The 24,966-nt window shown below is 67.4% G+C and carries 25 protein-coding genes and 1 pseudogene; all 26 read right to left on the bottom strand.

Features of this window, described 5'->3' with window-relative positions; translation table 11 throughout:
• Nucleotides 1–75: 75 nt before the first annotated feature.
• The 26 genes and pseudogenes from D106_RS0102400 to fliF all read right to left on the bottom strand — a co-directional run bounded on the left by D106_RS0102400 (nucleotide 76) and on the right by fliF (nucleotide 24,938).
• A complete protein-coding gene (locus D106_RS0102400; RefSeq protein ID WP_018866269.1) occupies nucleotides 76–768 on the bottom strand; it encodes a chemotaxis protein CheW in 693 nt (230 codons plus the stop codon).
• A complete protein-coding gene (locus D106_RS0102395; RefSeq protein ID WP_018866268.1) occupies nucleotides 765–1,565 on the bottom strand; it encodes a ParA family protein in 801 nt (266 codons plus the stop codon). The genes D106_RS0102400 and D106_RS0102395 overlap by 4 nt, the downstream gene beginning before the upstream one ends.
• Nucleotides 1,562–2,464, bottom strand: coding sequence for a flagellar motor protein MotD (gene motD, locus D106_RS0102390; protein ID WP_018879082.1), 903 nt, complete (start codon nucleotides 2,462–2,464; stop codon nucleotides 1,562–1,564). The genes D106_RS0102395 and motD overlap by 4 nt, the downstream gene beginning before the upstream one ends.
• A gap of 7 nt (nucleotides 2,465–2,471) precedes the next feature.
• Entirely contained in the window at nucleotides 2,472–3,215 is a 744-nt protein-coding gene (locus D106_RS0102385; RefSeq protein WP_018866266.1) for a flagellar motor protein, read from the bottom strand.
• Nucleotide 3,216: 1 nt separating this feature from the next.
• The gene (locus D106_RS0102380; protein WP_018866265.1) at nucleotides 3,217–4,329 is read right to left on the bottom strand and encodes a chemotaxis response regulator protein-glutamate methylesterase; all 1,113 of its coding nucleotides are present in this window, start codon (nucleotides 4,327–4,329) and stop codon (nucleotides 3,217–3,219) included.
• A 2-nt stretch (nucleotides 4,330–4,331) separates the two neighbouring features.
• Nucleotides 4,332–6,443, bottom strand: a complete 2,112-nt coding sequence (locus D106_RS0102375; RefSeq protein ID WP_018879081.1) for a chemotaxis protein CheA — start codon at nucleotides 6,441–6,443, stop codon at nucleotides 4,332–4,334.
• Nucleotides 6,444–6,488: 45 nt separating this feature from the next.
• Nucleotides 6,489–7,265, bottom strand: a complete 777-nt coding sequence (locus tag D106_RS0102370; RefSeq protein ID WP_018879080.1) for a protein phosphatase CheZ — start codon at nucleotides 7,263–7,265, stop codon at nucleotides 6,489–6,491.
• A 95-nt stretch (nucleotides 7,266–7,360) separates the two neighbouring features.
• On the bottom strand, nucleotides 7,361–7,741 hold the full coding sequence (cheY, locus tag D106_RS0102365; RefSeq protein WP_017942246.1) for a chemotaxis response regulator CheY: 381 nt from the start codon (nucleotides 7,739–7,741) through the stop codon (nucleotides 7,361–7,363).
• A gap of 41 nt (nucleotides 7,742–7,782) precedes the next feature.
• Nucleotides 7,783–8,550 carry an RNA polymerase sigma factor FliA gene (locus D106_RS0102360; protein ID WP_018875438.1) on the bottom strand — a complete coding sequence of 256 codons (768 nt, stop codon included), beginning with the start codon at nucleotides 8,548–8,550 and terminating at the stop codon, nucleotides 7,783–7,785.
• Nucleotides 8,547–9,371: a MinD/ParA family protein gene (locus D106_RS0102355; protein WP_038045503.1), complete on the bottom strand. Its 825-nt coding sequence runs from the start codon at nucleotides 9,369–9,371 to the stop codon at nucleotides 8,547–8,549. Before D106_RS0102355 ends, D106_RS0102360 begins: the two co-directional genes overlap by 4 nt.
• A gap of 168 nt (nucleotides 9,372–9,539) precedes the next feature.
• A pseudogene (gene flhF / locus D106_RS0102350) lies at nucleotides 9,540–10,647 on the bottom strand (flagellar biosynthesis protein FlhF); the annotation flags it as partial.
• Nucleotides 10,648–10,695: 48 nt separating this feature from the next.
• Nucleotides 10,696–12,798, bottom strand: coding sequence for a flagellar biosynthesis protein FlhA (gene flhA, locus D106_RS0102345; protein WP_018866259.1), 2,103 nt, complete (start codon nucleotides 12,796–12,798; stop codon nucleotides 10,696–10,698).
• Nucleotides 12,798–13,949: a flagellar biosynthesis protein FlhB gene (gene flhB / locus D106_RS0102340; RefSeq protein ID WP_018879077.1), complete on the bottom strand. Its 1,152-nt coding sequence runs from the start codon at nucleotides 13,947–13,949 to the stop codon at nucleotides 12,798–12,800. Before flhB ends, flhA begins: the two co-directional genes overlap by 1 nt.
• Before the next feature lies 1 nt (nucleotide 13,950).
• Nucleotides 13,951–14,724, bottom strand: a complete 774-nt coding sequence (fliR, locus tag D106_RS0102335; protein ID WP_018866257.1) for a flagellar biosynthetic protein FliR — start codon at nucleotides 14,722–14,724, stop codon at nucleotides 13,951–13,953.
• A 4-nt stretch (nucleotides 14,725–14,728) separates the two neighbouring features.
• The gene (fliQ, locus tag D106_RS0102330; protein ID WP_018866256.1) at nucleotides 14,729–14,998 is read right to left on the bottom strand and encodes a flagellar biosynthesis protein FliQ; all 270 of its coding nucleotides are present in this window, start codon (nucleotides 14,996–14,998) and stop codon (nucleotides 14,729–14,731) included.
• 9 nt (nucleotides 14,999–15,007) lie between these two features.
• Nucleotides 15,008–15,760: a flagellar type III secretion system pore protein FliP gene (gene fliP, locus D106_RS0102325; protein WP_018866255.1), complete on the bottom strand. Its 753-nt coding sequence runs from the start codon at nucleotides 15,758–15,760 to the stop codon at nucleotides 15,008–15,010.
• The gene (gene fliO / locus D106_RS0102320) at nucleotides 15,760–16,203 is read right to left on the bottom strand and encodes a flagellar biosynthetic protein FliO (protein ID WP_018879076.1); all 444 of its coding nucleotides are present in this window, start codon (nucleotides 16,201–16,203) and stop codon (nucleotides 15,760–15,762) included. The genes fliP and fliO overlap by 1 nt, the downstream gene beginning before the upstream one ends.
• 2 nt (nucleotides 16,204–16,205) lie before the next feature.
• Nucleotides 16,206–16,790, bottom strand: a complete 585-nt coding sequence (gene fliN, locus D106_RS0102315) for a flagellar motor switch protein FliN (RefSeq protein WP_018879075.1) — start codon at nucleotides 16,788–16,790, stop codon at nucleotides 16,206–16,208.
• A gap of 11 nt (nucleotides 16,791–16,801) precedes the next feature.
• Nucleotides 16,802–17,776, bottom strand: a complete 975-nt coding sequence (gene fliM, locus D106_RS0102310) for a flagellar motor switch protein FliM (RefSeq protein WP_018879074.1) — start codon at nucleotides 17,774–17,776, stop codon at nucleotides 16,802–16,804.
• A 10-nt stretch (nucleotides 17,777–17,786) separates the two neighbouring features.
• Nucleotides 17,787–18,284 carry a flagellar basal body-associated protein FliL gene (gene fliL, locus D106_RS0102305; protein WP_018875432.1) on the bottom strand — a complete coding sequence of 166 codons (498 nt, stop codon included), beginning with the start codon at nucleotides 18,282–18,284 and terminating at the stop codon, nucleotides 17,787–17,789.
• A 291-nt stretch (nucleotides 18,285–18,575) separates the two neighbouring features.
• A complete protein-coding gene (locus tag D106_RS0102300; protein ID WP_018866250.1) occupies nucleotides 18,576–19,670 on the bottom strand; it encodes a flagellar hook-length control protein FliK in 1,095 nt (364 codons plus the stop codon).
• Nucleotides 19,671–19,735: 65 nt separating this feature from the next.
• Entirely contained in the window at nucleotides 19,736–20,182 is a 447-nt protein-coding gene (fliJ, locus tag D106_RS0102295; protein ID WP_018866249.1) for a flagellar export protein FliJ, read from the bottom strand.
• Nucleotides 20,179–21,561 (bottom strand): FliI/YscN family ATPase, encoded by a 1,383-nt coding sequence (locus tag D106_RS0102290; RefSeq protein WP_018866248.1) that lies wholly within the window; start codon nucleotides 21,559–21,561, stop codon nucleotides 20,179–20,181. The genes fliJ and D106_RS0102290 overlap by 4 nt, the downstream gene beginning before the upstream one ends.
• Nucleotides 21,558–22,277, bottom strand: coding sequence for a FliH/SctL family protein (locus D106_RS0102285; protein ID WP_018879073.1), 720 nt, complete (start codon nucleotides 22,275–22,277; stop codon nucleotides 21,558–21,560). The genes D106_RS0102290 and D106_RS0102285 overlap by 4 nt, the downstream gene beginning before the upstream one ends.
• Nucleotides 22,274–23,284, bottom strand: a complete 1,011-nt coding sequence (gene fliG / locus D106_RS0102280; protein WP_018866246.1) for a flagellar motor switch protein FliG — start codon at nucleotides 23,282–23,284, stop codon at nucleotides 22,274–22,276. The genes D106_RS0102285 and fliG overlap by 4 nt, the downstream gene beginning before the upstream one ends.
• Complete coding sequence (gene fliF, locus D106_RS0102275) at nucleotides 23,274–24,938, bottom strand: flagellar basal-body MS-ring/collar protein FliF (protein WP_018879072.1); 1,665 nt, start codon at nucleotides 24,936–24,938, stop codon at nucleotides 23,274–23,276. The genes fliG and fliF overlap by 11 nt, the downstream gene beginning before the upstream one ends.
• Nucleotides 24,939–24,966: the final 28 nt, after the last annotated feature.

The raw sequence follows: 24,966 nt of genomic DNA, 5'->3' as shown, positions 1-24,966 counted from the left end.
GGTTTCGCCCTGTGGTGTCGTCCTGACCGGGTTATCGGCCGCTCGCCGCGAGGCTTGAATGCCGCGCGGGGTGCTTCAGTCCCAGCCGCCCTCGTCGAGGGTCTGGTCCAGGGCCTCGAGATCCAGCAGTGTCGCCATCTTCTCGCGCTCCACCCCGGCCAGCCAGGGCAGGCGCCGCCGGTGGCTGCGCCAGCGCAGCGAATCCGGCTGGATCACGCGGGTCCCGTGGATCGCCCGGCAGGCCAGGGCGAAGCGGGAGCCGGCCAGGAACACGACCTGGCGGGCGGTATCCGGCTCGTATTCGCGGTCCTCCGGCGTCACCACCGCGGCCAGGTCGATCAGCTGCACCCGGCCCTGTTTGGTATCGGCCAGCCCAAGGTACCAGACGGAGTGATTCGGGGTCGGTCGCACCTCCAGGCTATCCAGCGGGGCCACACCGCCCAGCGCGTGGAGCGGCGCCAGTAGCGTCAGGTTGCCGGCCTCGATCACCAGGGCGGAGAACGACTCCTCGGGGCGCGGGTAGTCCCGCTCCGCCGGATCGTCGGGCGGTGCGGGCGGTGTCGCGGCAGGCGCTACCTCCGGCTCCCCAACCGACGTCGAAGTGTCGACCTCCGGAACGGCTTCCGCCACCGGCGCGGGCGGCTCCAGCAGATCCTGACGCAACAGCGTCCGCACCGGTTCCGGTTCGTCGAGCAGGCTGCCGAAATAGTCGTCCAGCGCGTCCGGTTCCGCCTTCAGGGCCAGGTTGTCGACTGTGGATCGCTTCATCCGCGCCGCCTCCGTTCATGGGGTTCGGACAGCTGTCCGCCGATCGCCTCCAGCAGATCCGAGTATGCGAGCACGCCGCGCGCATCGGGGATCATGAAGCAAAGCGGCTGACCCGCGCTGGAGGCATCGCGAAACTTCGTGTCCACCGGGATCACCCCGGGCCACACGTCGTCCCCGTACAGCCGGCGCAGCTCGGCCAGGGCCTCGTGCGCGGCGCGTGTCCGGCGATCGAAAAGCGTGGGGATGATCCGGTACTGCAGCTCGGCCTTGCGCGACTTCTGTACCATTTTCAGGGTATTGATCATCCGTTCAAGCCCCTTCAGGGCGAGGAATTCCGTCTGTACCGGCACCAGCAGCTCGTCACAGGCCGCCAGCGCATTCACCATCAGCACACCCAGCATCGGCGGGCAATCCAGCAGCACGTAGTCATACTGGTCGGAGACCTTCTCCAGCGCGTGCCTCAGCACCAGGCCCATGCCGCTGCGCGTCCCGAGCTGGCGGTCCAGAGTGGCCAGGGCGGTGCTCGCGGTCAGCAGATCCAGCCCCGGGAAGCGGGTCTCGCGGATCAACCCGTTAGGATCCGGGTCGGCCCCTTCGGCGCACTGGCTGAACAGTTCGTATACCCCGCGCGTGGCGGTTTCCGGATCGTGGCCGAAATAGGCCGTCAGCGAACCATGCGGATCCACATCCACCAGCAGCACACGCTGCTCCGGACCGGAGAGCAGGCCGCCCAGCGTTACGGTGGTCGTGGTCTTGCCCACCCCGCCCTTCTGGTTTGCCACCGCCCAGACCTTCATGGTGTGTCTCCATCCGTCGGGAGCGGCGCGGGCGGAAGATCCTCGCGCAGGCGCTCCGGTTCCTGCGCCCCCTCGGCGCGTGGCCGCGCCCCGGGCAAGACCACGATGGACACGCGCCGATTCTCGGCACGGCCCTCCGCCGTTTCGTTGCTGGCCACCGGTCGGTGTTCGCCATACCCCAGGGCCACCAGATTCTCGGGGTCCACACCCGTCTCCTCGAACACGCTGACGACCGCCGCGGCGCGTCCCGACGAGAGCTCCCAGTTGGAAGGATAGACCGCCGTCTGGATGGGGACGTTGTCGGTGTGCCCCTCCACGTGGACGCGCGACACCCGCGGGGCCAGGATGCCCCCCACTTCCTGCAACAACGCCTCGGCCTCCGGGTTCAGCGTCGCCGACCCGGACGGGAACAGCAGGCGGCTGGTGATCTCGATCTCCAGCCAGTAGGCCTCCCGGGTCACGCGCAGGTCGCCCTGGTCGATCCACTGCGCCATGGCCTGTTCGATCTCGCGGGCGGTCTCCGCCAGTTCGTCGAGAAAGGCCTGCATGCCGGCGTCGTCGGGGCTGTCGTCCAGCATCCCGCTCAAGGCCATGTCGATGGGCTGCGGACCGTCCTCCACCAGCCCCGGCTGGACCTCGATCGGCACCAGTGCGCGGAGATCCTGCGGGGTGCGGTCGCGTGCCACGGTGGGATCCCCCACCTGAATGGGCTCCGCCTGCATGGGCGCCCGGAAGGCATCCACCAGGGACTCCGACAGCACGCGATACTTGCCATCATCCACCGACGAGATCGCGTACATCACGACGAAGAACGCAAGCAGCAGCGTGACCAGGTCCCCGTAAGGAATGGCCCATGCTTCGTGATTCTGATGTTCCTCCGCCCGCTTGCGTCGCGCCATGGTGACCTCACTCGTGGATGAAGCCACTCAGCTTGCTTTCGATATTCCGCGGGTTTTCGCCCTCGGCGATCGCGATCAGGCCTTCCATCAGCATTTGCTGGTGTTGCGAGCGGTTCTGAATAATCGACTTTAACTTGTTGGCCAGCGGAAGGAACAGCAGGTTGGCCGAGGCGATCCCGTAGATGGTCGCCACGAAGGCCGCCGCGATCCCCGCCCCCAGCTTGCTCGGATCCGCCAGGTTCTGCATCACCGCCATCAGGCCCATGACCGCCCCCACGATACCCAGGGTCGGCGCATAGATGCCCATGCTCTCGAACACCTTCGCACCCTGCATGTCGAAGTGCTCGCGGTTGTCGAGGTCGGCCTCGAGGATCTGGCGGATGGTCTGCGGCTCGCTGCCGTCGACCAGCAGTTGCAGCCCCTTGCGAGCGAAGCCGTCGCTCTCCTCGTCGGCGAGGGTCTCCAGCCCGAGCAGGCCTTCCTTGCGCGCCACATGCGACCATTCCACGATCTGCTCGACCATGGCCCGGTTGTCGATCTTCGGCGGCTTGAAGGCCCACGGCAGGATCCGCATCCCGTGCATGAACACCGTCAGGCGCGCCTGCACCAGGGTCGCCCCCAGCGTCCCCAGCACCACGATCACGAACGCCGCAGCATTCCACAGTGCGCCCAGGCCGCTGCCCTTGGCAATGCTGCCTCCAAGCACGGCCACCAGCCCCAGCGTCACCCCGATGAGGCTCAGGATATCCATGTCAGCAGAACCCCTTGACCAGCGCGGGACCGATCTCGGGCAGCGGATAGACGTGATCGGACAAACCGGCCTCTGCCACCGCCGCCGGCATCCCGTAGACCACGCAGGTCGCCGCGTCCTGCGACCAGACCTGCGCCCCGGCCCCTTTCAGCGCCCGCGCACCCTCGCGCCCGTCCGCACCCATCCCGGTCAGCACGACCGCAAGGACCTGTCCGCGCAGCGCATCCACGGCGGAGCTGAATGCGGCGTCCACGCTTGGCTTGTAGATCGTGCCCAGCGGGCTCTCCGCGATGCGCACATGGGTCTGGCTGCCCCGTTCCAGGGTCAGCTGCATGCCCCCGGGGGCCAGCAGGGCCACGCCTGGCTTCAGGGCATCGCCGTCCTTCGCCTGGCGCACCTCGATGTTGCACATCGCGTTCAGCCGGTCGGCAAAGGCCGGCGTGAAGCTGGCCGGCATGTGCTGGACCAGCACAATCGGCAACGGGAAACTGGCCGGTAGCGGTTTCAGCACCTCCTGCAGGGCGACCGGCCCCCCCGTGGAAGTCCCGATCAGGACCGCCCGCAGTTGCCGCAGGGGTGTTGGCGGCCGGGTGCGCGCGACCGGCGGCTGTTGCTTGGCAGCGTCTGCGGCCTGACGGTCGGCCTCTTCCCGCCGCGCGGTCGGCCGCGACTCGCGGGCCGGTGTGCTGGTGCCCGGCGCGCTGGCCGAGCGCGCGCGGCTGCGCGACAGCGAACGCACCCGGCGGCGCAGCAGCATGCGGGCGCTGTCCTCGTCGCCCGCCATGTCGCTGAACCGCTTGGGGAGGAAGTCCACCGCCCCGGCCTCCAGCGCATCCAGGGTGGCCTGGGCGCCTTCGGTAGTCAGGCTGGAGAACATCAGGATCGGCCGCGGACTCTCGGCCATGATCTTGCGTACCGCGGTGATGCCGTCCATGACTGGCATCTCGATATCCATGGTCACGACATCGGGGTCGAGCTCGCGCACCTTTGCGATCGCCTGCTCGCCGTTCTCGGCCGAGCCGACCACCTCGATGCCCGAGTCGGAATCCAGAATCTCCGCAATGCGTCGACGAAAGAATCCGGAGTCGTCGACGACCAGAACCCTGATCGGCATCCTCAGCCCTCGCTCGTGCGCGATGCGCGGCGGGGACGGCCGGACATCTGCAGTTGCCGCATCAGGATGGTCACCAGATCCGAGACATCCAGGATCAACGCGATCCCGCCATCCCCGGTAATCGTGGCACCCGCCAGGCCCTTCACGCCCTGCAGATTCTGCCCAAGGGGCTTGATGACCACCTCTTCCTGACCGACCAGATCATCCACCACCAGACCTACCTTGCGATCGGCGGTATGCACCACGACCACATGGGCGTCCTTGCGCGGCTCGGGCTCGTGGCCCGGCTTCAGCCAGCGCTTGAGGTAGTGAATCGGCAGTGCCTGCTTGCGCACGATGATGACCTCCTGGTCATCCACGTAATGCGTCTTCGTGAGGTCCAGATCCAGGATCTCGGACACCGACGCCAGCGGGATGGCGAAGCGCCGGCCGTCCAGGATCACCATCAGCGCGGGCAGGATCGCCAGCGTCAGGGGCAGCTTGACCCGCAGCGTGGTGCCCACGCCCACCTCGGAGTCGATTTCGATGGTGCCGTTGAGCTGCGAGATCTTGGTCTTGACCACGTCCATCCCGACCCCGCGGCCGGAGACGTCGGAGATCTCGGTCTTGGTCGAGAAGCCGGCCATGAAGATCACGTTGAAGGCCTCGCGATCGGTCATGCGCTCGGCCATGGCCGGTTCCATCAGGCCTTTCTCCACGGCCTTGCGCCGCAGGGCCTGCGGGTCCATGCCGCCGCCGTCGTCCTTGATCAGCAGCGCGATGTGATCGCCTTCCTGAGCGGCCCCCAGCACTACGGTCCCCTTGCGCGGCTTGCCCGCCGCCTCGCGTACCTCGGGGGTCTCGATGCCGTGGTCCACGGCATTCCGGACCAGGTGCACCAGCGGATCCGACAGGGCCTCGACCAGGTTCTTGTCGAGGTCGGTGTCCTCGCCGAAGATCTCCAGCTCGATCTCCTTGCCCAGATTGCGGGAGAGATCGCGGATCACGCGCGGGAAGCGGTTGAAGACCTTCTTCACCGGCTGCATGCGGGTCTTCATCACCGAGGTCTGCAGATCCGAGGTCACCAGGGCCAGGGAGCTGATCGCCTTGCCCAGCTCGTCATCGACATGCTGCGAGCGCAGCATGCTCAGCCGGTTGCGCACCAGTACCAGCTCGCCCACCAGGTTCATGATCTCGTCCAGGCGCTCGGTGTCGACGCGCACGGAAGTCTCGCCCTGCGGGGCCGCCCGGCCGCCCCCCTCGGCACCCCCGCCGGCACGCGCGCCGCCGCCCTGGCCTCCCGCAGGGGTATCGGCGGGCGCGGCGGCCTTCTCCGGCTCGGCGGGTTCGGGCGTCGCCGCCGGGGCTTCCGCAGGCTCGTCGCCCGCGGGGCTGGGGACCGCCCCGGTAGCGGCCGGCCCGGCGCCCTTGGCCTGCAACTCGTCCAGCAGGTTCTCGAATTCGTCGTCGGTGATCAGGTCGCCGGAGCCACCTTCACCCTCCGCAGCCGACTCCTCTCCGGCCGCATCCCCCGGCGTCGAGTCCGTCTCCACGGGCTTCGGCGGCTGATCGCCGTGCAGGCTGTCGAGCAGGGCCTCGAATTCGTCGTCGGTGATCTCGTCATCGGCGCCGACCATCGCGTCGCCATCCGCCGCCGGTTCCGCATCCGTATCCGCTTGCGGTTCGGGTTCTGGCTCCGGCTCGGGTTGCGGGGGCGGCGGCGCGGCGGGCTCCGCCGCCACGTCCTCGTTGTTCGCCATGCGCCGGAGGTTTTCCACCAGATCGGCCTCGGCGGGTGTGGGATCCACGCCGGAGCGCAGGTCCCCGAACATCACGTTCAGGGTGTCCAGCACCCGCAGCATGGTGTCCATCAGGTGACTGTCCGCTCGCCGCTCACCGTTACGCAGCAGGTTGAAGACGTCCTCCGCGTGATGGCACACGGTCACCAGGGGGTCCAGGCTCAGGAAGCCGGCTCCACCCTTGATGGTATGGAAGCTTCGAAAGACCGCATTCAGCAGATCCCGGTCATCGGGATTCTGTTCCAGGTCGATGAGTTGCTCGTTGAGCCCCTCCAGCAGTTCCCCGGCCTCGATCAGGAAGTCCTGAAGGATTTCGTCATTGGGGTCGATGGCCATTCAGTCTCTCCGGTCGCGTGGCGCCATTCGCATGAGGGGAACTGCCTAGAAGCCCAGGCTCGATAGCAGATCGTCCACCTCGTCCTGTCCTTGAACGACATCCGCGGCGGAATCTTGAGTCTTGGGCACGCTGGGACCGTGACCCTTGCGGTCCGCCTCGCGCTCCTCCTCGCGTTGTTCAAGCGACGCCTCGGCCGCCTCGACCTGCTCCATGCGCCCGCTGGAGAGCCGGATCAGGGACACCAGGTTCTCTTCCAGGTCGGTCACCAGCTGGATCACGCGGCGAATCACCTGGCCGGTAATATCCTGATAGCTCTGTGCCATCAGCACCTCGGAGAGCAGCCGGCGCAGCTCCTCGGTGTCTTCCCCCGCCTGCGCGAAGAACGTGTCGAGCTCGCGGGCAAAGTCCCGGAACTCCTCCACCGAGAGCTGGCGGTTGCGAAAGCGCGTCCACTTCGCCGTCAGGTCGGCCGCCTGCTGACTGAACGACTCCGCGATCGGCAGGCTCGACTCGATGGCATTCATGGTGTCGTGGGCCGCCTGTTCGGTCATCGTGACCACGTAATTCAGGCGTTCCTTTGCGTCCGGGATCTCCGCCTGGGTCAGTTCGACCAGACGCGAATCGCCGCGGAAGCTTTGCAGGGCCTCGTGAAGATCACGGGTCAGCTTGCCCAGCTCGTCGAAGAGTTCGCGGTCATAGGGGCGCGCCAGATCCTGCACCAGCGCCCGGGCGCCCGTGTCGTCGCCCGCCTCCAGCGTCTTGACCAACTGCCGCGCAAGCTCCAGCTGATCGTCGCGTGGTGGGTGTTCCTGTTCAGTCATGAGAAGCCTCTTGCGGGTACGGCGCGGAAGGTTTCGGACGACGCCCGCGGCGGTCGGTGCCACGGGCGTCGGGCATATCGGTCACAGGCCCATGATTATCCCTGTGCTTCAATGCGTTCGAAGATCTTGTCGATCTTTTCCTTCAGCGTCTCGGCGGTGAACGGCTTGACCACGTAGCCGTTCACGCCCGCCTCGGCCGCCTCGACGATCTGGTCGCGCTTGGCCTCCGCCGTCACCATCAGCACCGGCATGGACTTGAGGTTCGGGTCGGCGCGCACGGCCTTCAGCAAGTCGATCCCCGGCATGTTGGGCATGTTCCAGTCGGTGATCAGAAAGTCGAAATCCCCGTTCTGCAGCATAGGCAGCGCGGTGCTGCCGTCGTCGGCTTCCTGGGTATTGTTGAAGCCAAGATCACGCAACAGGTTCTTGATAATGCGCCGCATCGTGGAAAAGTCGTCCACGATGAGAATCTTCATTCCCTTGTCCACACGTCACTCCGGGATTCGTAGGGTGGGTTTTAGAATAACTGCAAAGCCGTACCGTCTTCGAGCCACGAACCCAGGCGGGCGCGCAGTCGAATGGTGGCCTGACTTCGGATCTGGCTGACGCGCGACTCGGTCACGCCCAGCACGGCGCCGATCTCGCGCAGGTTGAGCTCTTCGATGTAGTAGAGCGACAGCACCAGCCGCTCGCGTTCGGGGAGGTCGCCGAGGGCTTCGGCCAGTTCCTGACGGAACTCACCGGCCTCGAGGGTGCGGGCCGGCGACACCTCCTGCCCTTCGATCACGCGATCGGCCCCGTCGTCACCCCCGCCGAGGTCGTCCAGGGCGAACAGGTGGGCTCCGGCGTGATCCTGCAGCATCTCGTAGTACTGGTCGATCGGCACGTCCAGCTCGGCGGCGACCTCGCTGCCACGCGCCGCCCGCCCCTCGCGCGCCTCGACGGTCTGGATCGCCGCGGCAATACGCCGACTGTTGCGGTGCACCGAACGCGGTGTCCAGTCACTGCGGCGCAGCTCGTCGATCATCGCGCCACGGATGCGGATCCCGGCGTAGGTGGCAAAGGTCGCGCCCTGGCCGCCCTCGAACTGGCGCGCCGCCTCGAGCAGCCCGATCATGCCCGCCTGAATCAGGTCATCCACCTGCACCGAGGCGGGGAGCCGCGCCATCAGGTGATGGGCGATGCGGTGGACCAGCTCGACGTGATCGGCAATCAGCTGCTCGTGCCCGCCGCTGGCCGCGGAGGTCGCCTGATAGCCGGAAAGTCGATTACGCGTCGTCATCATGCGCTCTGCAGCATCCGTTCCACGAAAAACCCGACGCCACCGTGGTCACCGCCGCCCACCGGCCAGCGGTCCACGGTCCGTGCCAGTTCGGCAAAGGCCTTCCCCGCCGGGCTCCCGGGGTACTGCTGTACCACTGGCGCGCGTTTCTGCACCGCCTCGCGCAGGTGATCATCCATCGGAATATAGCCGGCCAGGTCGAGCACCACCTCCGGCAGGTAGTTGCCGCAGACGGTATTGAGTTTCTGCATCAGTCGCTCGGCGCCTTCGCGGCCGTCGACCATGTTCGTCACCATGCGGAAGCGACGCAGGCCATGATCTCGGTGCAGGACCTTGATCAGGGCATAGGCGTCGGTAATCGAGGCGGGCTCGTCGCAGACCACCACCAGGGTCTCCTGGACCGCGCGGCAGAACGACGTCACGGATTCCTGCAGGCCGGCCGCGGTGTCCACGATCAGCACATCCAGGGGTTTGCGATAGGCGCTGAAGGCATGGATCAGACCGGCATGCTCGGCCGGCGTCAGGTTGGCCATCGCCGCGATCCCCGAAGCCGAAGGCACCACCTTCACCCCGTCCGGCCCCTGGACGAGCACATCCTCCAGGCTGTCCACGTCCCCGGTCACCAGGTCGTGCAGCGTGCGCTCGGGACGCATCCCCAGCAGCAGGTCCACGTTGGCCAGGCCCAGATCGGCGTCGAACAGCATGACCTCGCGCCCGAGCCGGGCCAGGCCCACCGACAGGTTCACTGATACGTTGGTCTTGCCCACCCCGCCCTTGCCCGAGGCAACCGCGATGACCTTCAACGGCTTGTTAGTGCGTGGCATAGCGCCCCTTCCCGACCGGTTGAATCAGTTCCAGCGTGGCGGGCTCCGCCGCCCGTGCCGGACGTGCCTGGGCGCGCGCGCGCCGCGGCGGTTCCATCTCCGCCAGGCGCTCGGCCGCCCAGGTCTCGCGGGCATTGGCCGCTGCCCCGGGTCCATCGGCGGCATCCTCCAGGGCCAGCCGGGTCAGATACCCGGTATCGACCCGGTGAAAGTCCTCGGCAATACGCTGGCCATCACTGACGAACCCCAGTCCCAGGTGCTGATCGAGCAGTACGGACAGGACCTCGCCCAGCTCCTCGGCCTCGTCCAGCTTGGTCAGCACCAGCGCCGAGGGCTCCGCCTTGCGAAATGCCTCCAGCACCCGCCGCAACGCGCTCCCCTGGGTCGTCGCCGACACCACCAGCCAGCTCTCGGCCCGGATGTCCGGCGGCAGGTGCGCGAACAGGGATTCGTCCTCCACTGCACGCGGGGCCTGTCCCGCCGTATCCACCAGGATCAGGTGCCCATCCTCCACGCGGCGCGCCAGTTCGCGCAACTCTCTCGCGTTCTGCAGCACCCGCACCGAGATCCCCGCCATCTGGGCGAAGGCCTGCAACTGGCGCGTGGCCCCGATGCGCTGGCTGTCCAGGGTGACCAGCGTAACCGAATCCGGGCCCATGCGGCGGATCTGGCGCAGCGCGATGCGGGCCAGCGTGGTGGTCTTGCCAACGCCGGTGGGCCCGACCAGCGCCAGCAGGCCGCCCTCGTCCAGGATGTCCGGCCGGTGGGTGGCAATCGCGCCCGACAACCGCGCCCGCAGGCGTTCCCAGGCCTGTTCCGGCGAGCTGTCATCGAGAATGCTTCCGGCCAGGCTGCGCGCCAGGGCCTCGCTGAACCCGCGGTCGATCAGGCGCGCCTTGCATTCCGCCGCCAGCGGGTGGCGGGCCGCCCAGCGCGCCTCTTCGCTCTCCGCATACTGGCGCGTCATCAGGCTGCGCAGGTCGCGCAGCTCCTGCCGCATGGCGGTCAGCTCCGGGTCGGCCGGCCACGACGCCGCGGCCTGACCGGCGCCGCGCTCGCGAGCCGGCCGGGCGGTTGTGCTCGCTTCGCGGCTCGTCGCGGGCGCGTCCTGCGCGGCTACCGGCTCCGACGCGGCGCCGTCCTCCAGCGCCGCGACCACCTCCAGCCAGCCGTCGACCCGGCGACTGGACAGGATGACCGCGTCCTCGCCCTGCTGCTCGCGCACCTGGCGCATCGCATCACGCATGTCCCGGGCCCGATATCGTCTGACGTTCATGCTTTTTCTCCTGCGCCGCTCGCGCGGCGGAACCCTTCATCGTGTCGTTCAGGCGGACTGCTTCTGCGACTCTTCCTGGCCGACGGTGGCAACCACCCGGATCCGGCGATTGTCCGGAATCTCGGTGAAGGCCAGCACGGTCAGACTGCGGACCGCGCCGCGCAGCCACCCGGCGATCCAGGAGCGGATCTCCGGTGCCACCACCAGGACCGCCGGCTGTCCGGCCGTCTCCTGGCGGCGGGCCGCATCGGCCACCGAGCGCTGCAGCCGCTCCGCCAGCCCGGGCTCCAGTCCAACCGTGCCGCCCGAGCTCCCCTGCAGGGACTTATGCAAGAGCTGTTCCAACGACGGATCCAGCGCGATCAGGGGCAGCTCGTCCTCCGGCCCCACCAGGTCCTGCACGATCGAGCGCGCCAGGGCCACCCGCACCGCCGCGGTCAAAGTGCCGGGATCCTGACTCTTGACCCCCTCGTCTGCCAGGGTTTCGGCGATCGTGCGCAGGTCGCGGATCGAGACCTGCTCGGCCAGCAGGTTCTGCAGCACCTTCAGCACGATGGACAGGGACAGCGTCTTGGGCACCAGGTTTTCCACCAGCTTCGGCGAATGGCGCGCCAGCTGGTCCAGCAGGTGCTGCGCCTCCTCGTGGCCAATCAGGCGATGCGCGTTCTCGCGGAACACCTGTGACAGATGGGTCGCGATCACCGTGGCGCAGTCGACCACGGTATAGCCGGCACCCTGGGCCTGGTCGCGGTCCGCCGGGTCGATCCACAGCGCATCCAGATTGAACGTCGGGTCCTTGGTCGGCGTGCCCGGCACCGTCCCGAACACCTCGCCCGGATTGATCGCCAGTTCGCGCTCGGGGAAGACCTCGGCCTCGGCCACGGTCACGCCCAGCAGGCTGATGCGGTAGGCATTCGGGCTCAGTTCGAGGTTGTCGCGGATATGCACCGGCTGCAGCAGGAATCCCAGCTCCTGCGAGAGCTTGCGCCGCACGCCCTTGATCCGGCCCATCAGCTGGCCGTCCTGGGTGCGATCCACCAGCGGGATCAGGCGATAGCCCACCTCCAGCGACACCAGATCCACCGGCGGCACGTCTTCCCAGGTCAGGTCGCGATCCTCGGACCGGGCCCCGCCCTCGTCTTCCTGCGGGATGCGCTCCACCTCCACCTCGGCCTCGCGGGCCTGGCGCTTGAGCAGGTACGCCCCGCCGAAGATAAGCGCGGCCAGGCCCAGGAACACGGCATTGGGCATGCCCGGCACGATCCCCAGTGCGGCGATCACGCCCCCGGCCACGTACAGCACGCGCGGGTTGGAGAACATCTGGCCGAAGACCTGCTGCCCCATGTCCTGGCTGCTGGTCACGCGGGTCACGATGATCGCGGTCGCGGAGGACAGCACCAGCGACGGGATCTGCGCGACCAGACCATCGCCGATGGTCAGCAGCACGTAATTGGTCGCGGCATCGCCGATCGTCATGCCGTGCTGGACGGCCCCGATGGTCAGGCCGCCGATGATGTTCACGAACAGGATCAGGATGCCGGCTATCGCGTCACCGCGAACAAACTTGGAGGCCCCGTCCATGGAGCCATAGAAGTCCGCCTCGCTGGCGATCTCCTCGCGGCGCTTGCGCGCCTCTTCCTGGGTCAGGATGCCGGCGTTCAGGTCGGCGTCGATCGCCATCTGCTTGCCGGGCATGGAATCCAGGGTGAAGCGGGCGCTGACCTCGGAGACGCGCCCCGCGCCCTTGGTGACCACCACGAAGTTGATGATGATCAGGATGGCGAACACCACCAGGCCGACGGTGTAGTTGCCGCCCACCACGAAGTCGCCGAAGGCCTGGATCACCTTGCCCGCCGCGTCAGTCCCGGTATGGCCTTCCAGCAGGATCACCCGCGTAGACGCGATGTTCAGCGCCAGGCGCAGCAGCGTCGCGACCAGCAACACGGTCGGGAACACGGCGAATTCCAGCGGCCGCGGCGTATACACCGCAACCATGATCACCACCAGCGAAAGCGCGATATTGAAGGTGAACAGCACGTCCAGCGCCAGCGGCGGGAGCGGCAGCACCATCATCGACAGCATGGCGATCAGCAGGATCGGCGCGCCGAGTCCCCACTTGCCGACGTTCCCGAGGCGGTCGAAGAAGGCCATCAGCGATCCCTCCGCTTGCCGCGCTGCTTGTCCGGATCGAGGTAATCCTCCGGCACTGGCAGGTCATCCGGCATCTGCGCGTCGGCGTCGGCCCGCTTGAGCTGGTAGACATAAGCCAGGATGCGTGCGACGGCGACGAACAGGCCGTTGGGGATCTCCTGGTTCAGGTCCGTGGTGAAATAGATCGCGCGGGCGACGCGCGGCGCCTCGACGCGGACGATCGCGTGTTCGTCGGCGACCGCACGGATCGAGGCCGCGACCTCGTCGGCGCCCTTGGCCACTACCTTGGGCGCCGCCATGCGCGAGGCCTCGTAGACGATGGCCACGGCGTAATGGGTCGGGTTGGTGATGATCACGTCGGCCTTCGGGACCTCCTCCATCATCCGCCGCTGCGCCATCTCCTGCTGCAGCTGACGGACCTTCTGCTTGACCTCCGGCTTGCCGTCGGTCTCCTTGTATTCGTCCTTGACCTCCTGGCGGGTCATGCGCAGCTGCTTCTGGTGGTTCCACATCTGGAACGGCGCATCGATGGCCGCCACCACGATCAGCGCGGCCGATACCGCGATAAAGGTCCCCAGCACCAGCTGGGCGGTATGCGCGATACCCTGATGGATCGGCTCGTAGCCCAGCATCAGCAGGCGATCGGAAAAGGTGGCAAGCACCGCGACCGCGACGCTGGAGATCAGCACGAACTTGGCGAAGGTCTTGCCGAACTCCATCAGCCCCTGCCAGGAGAAGATGCGCTTCAGCCCCTTTCCGGGATTCAGCTTGGAGGCCTTCGGGGCCGCCGCCTTCCAGGAGAAGTTCGCGCCCCCGATCACGATCGGCGCCATCACGGCCGCGACGATCAATACCCCGAACAGCGGAAACAGCGTGCGCAGGGTGCGGAAGATCTCCTGGGCGAGGTAGGGCAGCAGCAGCGAGGAGTCGTACGCCATTTCGGGATCGAAATCGAAACGACTGGTCATCTGTTCAGCGAGTTGCGCGCCCATGTTCGGGCCGTACATCAACATGAACGCCCCCGCGGTCATCAGCACCAGGAAGGTGCTGAGCTCGCGCGAGCGCGGGACCTGACCCTTCTCCTTCGCCTCGCGCAGGCGTTTCGGAGTGGGCTCTTCGGTTTTTTCCTGCCCGTTCTCGTTCTCGGCCATGTCAGAACCCCATCCGGGTCTGCATCAGGTGGAAGGCCTCGAGCATCAGCTCCCCGAAGCGTTCCGGCAGCCCCGGAAAAGTGAACATGAGCAGCACAAAGCCGATCAGGATCATCATCGGGAAGCCCACCGCGAAGATGTTGAGCTGCGGCGAGGCGCGGGTGATCACGCCCATGGAGATATTCACCAGCAGCAGCGAGGCGACCGCCGGAAGCGCCACCAGCACCGCGCCAACGAACATCGTCGATCCGAACGCGACCAGCGCGTAGAAGGCCTCCGCATTCAGTCCAGTCGGGGCGATGGGCATGGTCTCGAAGCTGGTCAGCATCAGTTCCAGCGCGATCAGATGGCCGTTCATCGCCAGGAACAGCAGCGTCGAGAAGATCACGAAGATGGTCGACACCACCGGCACCTGCACGCCCTGGGCCGGGTCCACGATGGACGCGAAACCCAGCCCCATGCCCAGTGCGATCACCTCGCCCGCCTGGGTCACGGCGGAGAAGACCATCTGCAGGATGAAGCCCATAAACACCCCGATCGCGATCTGGTGCAGGGTCACCACCACGCCTTCGAGGCTCAGGGGGTCGATATCGGGGAGCACCGGCCCCTGCATGGCGACAAAGATGGCCAGCAGCAGCGCCAGCCCCATGCGTACCCGTGCGTTGACCGTGTCGGCGCCGAAGATCGGCATGGCGACGAGCATGGCGCCAATGCGCGCGAACGGCCACAGGACCGCCCCCACCCACAGCACCAGCTGTTCCGCCGCCAGGGTCATCGGTCTACCCCACCATCCCCGGCGCGCCCTCGTAGAGGCGCTCGGTGTAGTCGATCAGCAGCGCCAGCATCCAGTGCCCACTGATCAGGAGGGCCGCGAACATGGCCAGCAGCTTGGGGATGAACGACAGGGTCATTTCCTGCACCTGGGTGGCGGCCTGAAGCATGCCGATCGCCAGGCCCACCGCCAGCGCCGTCAGCAGCGGCGGCGCGGCCAGCAGGACCACCACCGTGAGCGTCTCGCGCCCGATATCGACCACCAGTTCGGGTGTCATCGGAACCTCCTAAACAAAAAAGCTGGTGGCAAGGGTGTTCATCATCAGCGCCCAGCCATCGACCAGAACGAACAGCATCACCTTGAACGGCAACGAGATGATCAGCGGCGAGAGCATCACCATCCCCATCGACATCAGGACCGAGGCCACCACCAGGTCGATGATCAGAAACGGGATCAGGATCAGGAAGCCGATCTGGAACGCGGTCTTGAGTTCGCTGGTGATAAACGCCGGCACCAGCAGGCTTAGCGGGATATCGTCGGCATCCTCGAAGCCGTCGATCCCGTTGATCTCGGCGAACATCGCCAGGTCACTCTCGCGGGTATGCGCCAGCATGAACTCGCGCAGGGGCTGCACCCCGGCCTGCAGCACCTCCTCGGTCCCCATCTCCTCGTTCACGTAAGGCACGAACGCGGTGTCGTAGATCTCCTCGAACACCGGGGCCATCACGAACAGGGTCAGGAAAAACGCCAGACCAATGAGGATCTGGTTGGACGGGGTCTGGGTCGTACCCAGGCCCTGGCGCAGGATGGCCAGCACCACCAGGATGCGCGTGAACGCGGTCATCATGATCAGGATCGACGGCAGCAGGGTCAGCAGCGTCATCAGCAGGATGATCTGCAGCGTCACCGAATAGGTCTCGCCACCATCCCCGTTGGTGGTCACCGTCAGGGCCTCGATGCCCTGCGCGACCTGCGCTCCGGCCAGGCCCGGCAGGGCCAGCAGAGCCAGCCCCAGCCCAATCCGCAGCAGCACCGACATCACGACTGCCCCCGCTCGCCGGTGACCGGCGCACGCCGCGTCACCGCGCGCTTCAACGCGCTCGAGAAGTCCGGGGTCTCGCCGGCCGGGGCCAGTACCGGTTCGTTCATGGTGTGCAGCGTGCGCATGCCGGCGGGCCCAACCCCGACCAGGACCTGTTCGTCCCCGACCTGGACCAGCACCAGGCGCTCGCGCGCGCCCACCGAGCGCGCCGCGACGATCTCGATCACCTGGGAGCCGCGATTGAGCCCGCCCTGTGTGCGCCGCAGGATCCAGCCCAGCACCACGATCGCGCCGATCACCAGGACCAGACCGCCGATCAGCTGGGCCAGATACCCGGCGGCGCCGCCGCTACCCCCCTCGGCGAGGGCGGTCAGTGGCCAGAGGCTCCCCGTAACGGCCGTCAGGACGAGGGCCGCGATGTGCGTATAGCGTTGATTCATGGCTATTTAAGCTTGCGGATCCGTTCGCTGGGGCTGATCACGTCGGTCAGCCGGATACCGAACTTTTCGTTGACCACCACCACCTCGCCATGCGCAATCAGCGTCCCGTTCACCAGCACGTCCAGCGGCTCGCCGGCCAGGCGGTCCAGCTCCACCACCGAGCCCTGATTCAGCTGGAGGAGGTTGCGGATCGGGATGCGCGTGCGGCCGATCTCCATGGAGATGGTCACCGGTACATCCAGGACCATCTCCAGGTTCATCTCCTCCCCGTCGCCCTGCACCGCGCCCGATAGCTGCTCCGGTTGCAGGGTTTCCGCGCCCGGGTCCGGCTTGTGCTTGCGGTCCCGCTTCTCGGCCTTCGGCGCTTCCTGCGCCGGTTCGTCGGACGCCCCGCCCTGCGCCTCGTTCAGCAGCGCGTCGGGGTCGCCGGCCGCCTCGCCATCCTCGTCCTTCTGCTCCGCAAGGGCGGCCGCCCATTCGTCGGCCAGGGCCTGGTCATCGGAACCGCCCTCCGTCTCCGGATTCTCGGCGGCGGCCTCCGCGTCGGGGCCGGGGGTGTCCTGTTTGGGATCGTCGGTGTCTGCCATGCTGCGGCCCTCTATCGTTTGATGATGCGTTCCGAAATCTGGATCGCATTCAGCCCATTGGATACGCCGAACTTCCCGCGGAACATCGGGATGTCTTCGACCTGCAGGGAAATCTTTTCGGGGAGATCAACCGGGATGATGTCGCCCGGCTGGATATCCAGCAGCTCGCGCACGGTCACCTCGGTCTCGGCCAGGATGGAGCTGATCTCGACCTCGGCGGTCTGGATCTCCTCCTCGAGTGCGTGCATCCAGCGCTGGTCTACGTCGGAGCGGTCCGACTGAATACCGGTATCCAGCTGCTCGCGGATCGGCTCGATCATCGAGTACGGCAGGGTCACGTGCAGGTTGCCACCGCCCCCGTCGAGCTCGATGTGGAACTCGCTGATCACCACGATCTCGGTCGGCGAGACGATATTCGCGAACTGCGGGTTGACCTCGGAGTTCAGGAACTCGAACTCCAGGTCCATGACCGGCTGCCAGGCCTTTTGCATGTCCTCGAACGCGCCTTCCAGCACGCCGTGCACCACCTTCATCTCCATCGGGGTGAAGTCACGCCCCTCGATGCGGGTGTAGTAACGGCCGTCGCCGCCGAAGAAGTTGTCCACCAGGATGAACACCAGCTTCGGGTCGAACACGAACAGCCCGGTGCCGTGCAACGGATGCGCGCGCACCAGGTTCAGGCTGGTGGGCACGAACAGCGAATGCATGTACTCGGAGAACTTGGTGATGCGGGTGCCCACCACCGAGATCTCGGCGGAGCGACGCAGCACGTTGAACAGACGGACCCGCAGGTGACGCGCGAAGCGCTCGTTGATCATCTCCAGCGTGGGCATGCGCCCACGCACGATCCGGTCCTGGGTGGCGAAGTTGAATTCGCGTGCCTGGCCATCACTCGGATACGGGTCTTCCGTCTCGACGTCGCCCTCGTCCACGCCGTGCAGGAGGGCATCGATCTCGTCCTGGCTGAGGATATCCGTCTGTGCCATGACGGGGCTCCTACTGCATCACCAGTTCGTTGAACAGCACGGCCTCGACCGCGTCCGGGGCATCGCGGGAACGCAGGATCCCGGCGATCGTCTCTTTCAGCTCTTCCGCCAGGGCCTCCTTGCCCGCGCGGGTATTGAGATCCTCGTAGCGCTGTTCCGCCAGGATGCCCAGGAGGTCGTTTCGGATTGCCGGCAGGTGTCGTTCGAAGGCCTCGGCGACCGCCGGGTCATGGGTCACCAGCGACAGTTCCGCGCGCAGGTAGCGGATGCGCCCCGGGGCCTCGATGTTCACCGTCATCGGCTCGAGGCTGGTGTACAGCCGCTCGGGCGGGCCGGCTTCGACCTGCTCGGTATCGTCACCGTCCGCCATCAGGAAGAACCAGGCGGCGGCCGCACCGCCGGCTACGAGAAACAGGACGACCAGGATCAGGACGATCAGCTTGCCCTTCCCGCCCTTCTTCGGGGCGCCGCCTTCGTCGTCGTCCAGATTGACTTCCTTCTCTGCCATATCGCACCCGCTGTCCGGTAAACCGAGGATTCGTTCTCGGTACAGACCATAGCAAGGCTGATGCCAGAAGTCGTTTTAGTCTTTGTAATCCGTCAGTTACGCTTGGTTACTGGCGGTTTTCCGGGGTAAACGCGGGCGCGGAAAACATGAAGAACGTCAAGAATCGGCCGCCCGGCCGCCGTGAAAGACGGAATCTTGGCGGCACACGGGAACATGGGGGAAGCCGGCATAAGCGCAGGAACGGGCCTGCAGCCACGGCCGCAGGCCGCGGCTGCACCCAAGCACGGCCGGTCAGGCAAACAGGTCCAGGCGCCGGTTCAGCATGGAGAGCGTGCTGCCATCGGCGGCCTCGCGGTCCTCGGCCTCGGCGGCCTCGTCATCCGCCGCGAGCGCCGTCTCGCCGGCCTCCTGCTCCGCCTGCTCCTCGGCCGCGTGGTCGGACACGGTCGCATCGTCCAGCATCAGGCCGCTCTCGGCCAGGCTGTCACGCAGGCGCGGCATGGCCGCCTCCAGCACCTCGCGGGTCACCGGATTGGCACTGATGAACTGGATACTGGTGCGATCACCCTCGACCAGCACACGCACATCCAGGCTGCCCAGTTGCGGCGGGTGCAGCTTGAGTTCGGTACGCCCGCCCTGCGCCTGGGCCAGCATGCGAACCTGGTCGGCCAGCTCCCGGGCCCCGTTGGGCTGCTGCAGGAGTCGTGTCAGATCGAGGCGCGGCAGCGCCCGCGCCCCGTCCGTCCCTTCGGCCTGCCCGAGCCCCTGGGCCGGCAGCACCCCGCTCAGGGGGTCGGAACGGCCGCGGCGCGCCTCGTCACCCCCCTGCCCCATCCACTGGGCGAGGATCTCCAGGACGTTGTCGCGGGCCATGCCTCCCTGCGCACCCATCACGTCGGGCTTCAGGGCAACCGCGCCATCGCGTCCGGCGTTGGCCTGGGCCGCTTCGACGAACAGCCGCATGACCGCGGCCGGCAGCGGCTTCACCGGCAGGGCCCGCTCCTCGCCTCCTCCCCGGGCGGGGGTACCTTCGGCGCGGGGCACCTCGGCTCGTCCCGGTTCCTGGGTCGCAGCCATCAGCGCGGCGACCGGCAAGGCATTGCCACCCCCTTCGGGATCCGCGGCCAGGGGCTGCCCGTCCAGCAAGTCCTGGAGTCGCGCCAGCATCGCCTCCAGGTCCAGGCCTTCCAGTTCCTCGCCGGGAACGCCCAGGCTGGCCAGCAGCGACTCCATCTGGGGCTCCAGGATGGCCAGGAAGTCCTCGCCGTCCTGGCCCTTGAGGCGGCCTTGCAGGCCTTTCAGGTCGTCCAGGCCCTGCATCGAGCTGCCGCCCAGCAGTTGCAGCAGCGGCAGCATGCCCTGGCCCGTATTCTGTGTTGCGATCATTGCCGAATCCTCGGTCTGCCGGGGTCATCCCCGGGCCCTTGCCTCAATCGATACTCAGGGTCCATTCAAGAACCCTGCCAACGCGCGTCTGCCTCGCGCGCATGGGCCTGGCGGGTGGCCCACATATCCTGTTCCGTCTGCTGGCGCCGCGCGTCATGCCGCGCGGTCTCGGCCCGCCGGCGCTCGAGCAGCTTCTCCAGCGAGAGGCTGTTTCGATGGCGCTCCAGCCACTCCTGGCGCGCCGTCTCCACCTGGGACTCGGCCGCCTGGATGCGCAGATCCTGCTGCTCCAGCGCGGAGCGCAGCTGGTCGCGCATGCCGGCCAGCCACTTCAGCGCATTGGCATCGTCCGGCAGGGTTGCCTGCAGGTATTCCCGCTGATAGGTCTCCAGGCGCTCGCGTTGGCCGGCGATGGCATCCAGTTGCTGCAGCCGCTCGCCCAGCTGGCGCGTCGCCTCGCTTTCCTCGATCTTGCGCAGCCGCAGCAGGCGCTCCAGGCGCTTCGGGTTCATGCCGCGCCACCCCCGACTAGTGCCAGCAGATCATCCCGGGCGCGGTCGAAGCTGACGGCCTCGTCGCGGCCCTGCCCCAGATAGGCCTCCAGGCGTTCATGCATCGCCACCGCCTCGTCCAGATGCGGATCGGCGCCCTTGCGGTAGGCCCCCACCGCGATGAGGTCGCGATTGCGCATGTAGGTGGCGGCCAGATCACGAAAGCGGCGGGCCGCGCGTTCGTGTTCCGGAGTGATCAGTGACGACATCACACGCGAGACGGACGCCCCGACATCAATGGCCGGGTAGCGGCCTGTCTCTGCGATCTCCCGCGAGAGCACCACATGACCGTCGAGGATGGCCCGCGCTGCGTCCACGATCGGGTCGTTCTGGTCGTCACCCTCGGCCAGCACGGTGTAGAACGCCGTGATCGAGCCCCCGCCGACATCGCCATTGCCCGCTCGCTCCACCAGCTGTGGCAGGCGCGCGAACACCGACGCCGCATAGCCTTTGGAAGCCGGCGGCTCGCCAATGGCCATCGCGATCTCGCGCGCCCCCTGGGCAAACCGGGTCAGGGAGTCCATCAGCAGGAGCACGTGCAGCCCCTGGTCCCGGAAATGCTCGGCCACCGCCGTGGCCACCCAGGCACCATGCTGGCGCAGCAGCGGCGACTGATCCGCGGGAACCGCCACCACCACGGTACGGGTACGCGATTCCTCATCCAGGATTTCGTGGATGAATTCGTTGACCTCACGGCCACGCTCGCCGATCAGGCCGACCACGATTACGTCCGCTGTGGTGTTGCGCGTCATCATGCCCAGCAGAACGCTCTTGCCGACCCCTGAACCCGCGAACAGGCCCAGCCGCTGGCCGCGCCCCACCGACAGCAGGCCGTTGATCGCCCGGATCCCGACATCCAGCGGCTCGCGCACGGGCGCACGCTGCAGCGGGTTGATCGGACGCCCGGCCAGCGGCCCAAAATCATGGGTGCGGATCGGCCCCTGGCCATCCAGGGGTGCCCCGTTGGCATCGATCACCCGTCCCAGAAGCCCCTCGCCCACCGGGATCTGGCGCTGGTTGTCCAGCGGTTCGATGCGAGCCCCGGGGGTCAACCCGGTGGCCAGCTCCTCCGGCATCAGGAAGGTGCGCTCGTTCTGGAAACCGACCACCTCCGCCGGCACCGGCTCCCCGGTTTCGCCGTGGATCAGGGCGCGCCCGCCAATCGGCAGGCGCAGACCCTCGGCCTCCAGCGTCAGGCCGGTCAGGCGCGACAGATGCCCCTCCGCCTGGGGTGGGTTGACCCGCTCCACGCGACCCCGGGACTGCTGCAACCGGTCCAGAAGCCCCGTGCTCAGACGTTCGCGGCCCTTGCGGCGCAGTTCGTCGATCGGAGTGCTCATGACTCCTCCGCATCCGGGCGGTCGGACGCCTGATGGGCGCTGTCATCCCGGGGCTCGGTGTCAGCGGCCGGGGCATACTCGCCGTTCCACAGGGCCTCGACCGCATGCTGCAAGCGCCGCTCCAGGCTCGCGTCCACGCTCGCCGCGCCCGCCTCCACCCGGCACCCGCCGCGTGCCAGGCCCGGATCCGAGACCCAGGTGATGCGCGCGTCCGCGCGCTCGGCGTAGGTCTCGACCAGCCCCTGGTCCTCCGGGTTCAGATGCACCCGCACCTCCTGGTTGCGTCCCGGCAACTGAGCCAGCGCGCCCTCGAGAACCGCCCGGATCTGCTCCGGCCGGGACTCCAGCTCGCTTTGCACGACCTTGCGCGCCAGGACCGTCACCAGGGCCAAAAGCTCCGGCTCCAGGGCGTCGGCTGCATCGGCCAGCGGATCGGCGAGACTGCCGGCCACCGCCTCCAGTGCGGCCACCGTTTCGCGCAGTTTCTTGTCCTCGCGCGCCCGGGCCGCCTTTTCCGCCTCCTTCTGGCCCAGTTCGTGACCTTCGGCATAGCCAGACTCGAAACCGTTCTTGCGCGCCTCTTCCTCGATCGCCTCGATCTCGGCGGCGGTGGGCAGACGGCGCGGCGGATGGACACCGTCGTCACCGATCTCCGGCGGCTCCCACAGCGACGCCGAGGCGTCGGTATACAGCCTGGCCGCCGAGCTGTCGCTCACAACATGGCCTCGCTACCGCCACCGCCAAGCACAATGTCGCCGTTCTCGGCCAGGCGCCGAGCCACCGACAGGATCTCCTTCTGCGCGGCCTCGACCTCGCTGACACGCACCGGGCCCTTGGCCTCGAGATCCTCGCGCAGCATCTCGCCGGCACGTTTGGACATATTGCGAAAGATCTTGTCCTTCAGGTCGTCGTCGGCGCCCTTCAGCGCAAGCACCAGGGATTCGGTCTGGATCTCGCGCATCAGCGTCTGGATGCCACGGTCGTCGATATCCACCAGGTTATCGAAGACAAACATCTCTTCCTCGATACGCGTGCCCAGATCGGAATCCGACTCCTTGATCGTCTCCATGATCTCGGCCTCCCGCGAACCCTCCATCAGGTTCATGATGTTGGCCGCCGAGCGCACGCCCCCCAGCATCGAGGTCTTGCTCGCCGCATTACCGGAGAGTTGCCGGTCGAGGATCTCGTCGAGTTCCTGCAGGGCCTGGGGCTGCACGCCATCCATGGTGGCGATGCGCATCACGATGTCGGACTGCACCCGCGCGGGCAGGTACTGCAGGGTGTCGGAGGCCTGGTCGGAATCGAGATGGGACAGCACGATGGCCACGATCTGCGGATGCTCATTGCGCAGCATGTCCGCGATGGCGCGCGGGTCCAGCCACTTGAGGGCCTCGATGCCCTTGGAATTGCGTCCCAGCAGGATGCGGTCGATCAGGCCCGAGGCCTTGTCGCCCAGCGCGCTCTCCATGACGCTGCGCACGTATTCGTCGGCGCCCACGCCCAGCGCGGTCTGTTCCTGCACATGGGTGGAGAACTCGTGCAGCGCGGCGTTCACATCGCTGCGCGAGATGCGGTCCATCGAGGCCATGGCGGTGCCGATCTTCTGCACCTCCTTGGGCCCCATGTGGCGCATGACCTCGGCGGCGGCATCCTCGCCCAGGCTCATCATGAACACGGCGGCGCGCTCGGCGCCTTCCAGCTTGGAGTTCTTGTCAGCGGCCATCGTCACCCAACCAGGTCTTCATTACCTGCGCCACGCGCTTGGGATCCTCGCGGACCATCTCGCGCACGGCCTCCAGATCCATCTCCTGCTGATCCGGACCCTTGGGACCCGTCAGCGCGGCCACGGCCGAACCCTCGCTCGGCCCCATGCCGGCCTCGCCGCCGGACTCGTCGGTCAGGGCCTCGCGGTCATCCTCGCGCCGCGGGGGCGGTGCCGGACGCTTCATCAGTTGCTTCATTGCCGGGCGCACCACCGTCAGCAGGATGATCAGGGCCAGCAACAGCGCCGCCACGATCTTCAGCACCTCGATAAACCAGGGCTGCTCCCAGAAGGCGATCTCCTCCGCCGGGATCTCGTCCGCGGGCGCCTCGAACGGCGCGGTCACCACATTGATCGTATCGCCTCGTTCGGCGTTGAATCCAACCGCCTCGCGCACCAATGCCTCGATGCGCTCCAGTTCCTCGGCGTCCCGCGCCACCTGCACCGTCTCGCCGTCCTCGTTGACCTCCTGACGGAAGTCCACGACCACCGCGGTGGAGACCCGGCGCACGCCGCCCGGCATCTCGCGGATGTGGTTGATGCGGCGATCGACCTCGTAGTTTCTGGTCACGTTGGTGCTGCGACTGCCCGGGAGCGGCGCCGGAGCAGCGGCACCTTCCTCGCCCTCTTCCCCGACCACGCCGCCCTCGGGGGGCTGATTGGTCAGCGCGCCCGGGACGCCCCCGGCACCGCCTTCGGGACCCGTGCGCTCTTCCTCCCGGCTTTGTTCGGACCGCAGCGCGATGGTCTCGGGATCGTACAGCTCCTCGGTTCGCTCCACGCGCGAGAAATCAATATCGGCATTGACCTGAACGCGCACCTTGTCGCGCCCGACGATCGGGATCAGGAGATCCCGAACGCGGTCGGTATAGCGGTTCTCCACATCCCGTGTGAAGTTCAGGCGATCGCCACTGCCGCCCATGCCCGCCTCGCCGCCGTCCTGGGTCAGCAGCGTGCCGCGATGGTCGACCACGGTGACCCGCTCGGGATCCAGATCGGAGGTGCTGGAGGCCACCAGATGCACGATGGCTCCCACCTGCGTCTCGCTCAGGGAGCGTCCGCCGCGCAGGTGCACCACCACGGAGGCGCTGGCCGGCCGGCGGTCGCGCACGAACACCGACTGTTCCCCCTCGGCAATGTGCACCCGCGCGCGATCCACCGCATCCAGGGAGGCGACCGTGCGCGCCAGCTCGCCTTCCATCGCCCGGTGATGACGCGCCCCCTCGATCATCCGACTGGTGCCAAGCCCGGTGTCCTCCTGCAACAGTTCGAAGCCGAGGTCGCCGGAGCGCGGCAGCCCTTCGCCGGCCAGCTGCAGCCGCGCGTCGGCGACATCGCCCTGCGGGACCTTCACCTGCCCGGTCGTGGAATCCACCTGGTACTGGATGCCGGCCTGCGACAGCACCTGCACGACCTCGGCCGCGTCCTCGGCGTCCATGCGCGGGAACAGCGGCACGTAGGTGGGGCGCATGGCCCAGTAGAGCAGCGCCACGATCACCACGATCGCGCCGGCCAGCATGCCGATCAGGGCAAGCTGGCGGCCGGCGGGCATCCCGTTGAATTCCTTGAATCCCCCGGTCACCACCGCGGGCAGGGACTGTGCATTGTCGGCCATCGTCCGTTCTCTCCCTCAGCCCGTCCGG

It is taken from the genome of Thioalkalivibrio sp. ALE9 (assembly GCF_000377445.1).
GTDB lineage: Bacteria > Pseudomonadota > Gammaproteobacteria > Ectothiorhodospirales > Ectothiorhodospiraceae > Thioalkalivibrio.
The sequence above is the reverse complement of the archived record's forward strand: the minus strand, read 5'-3'. Positions and strand labels throughout refer to the sequence as shown.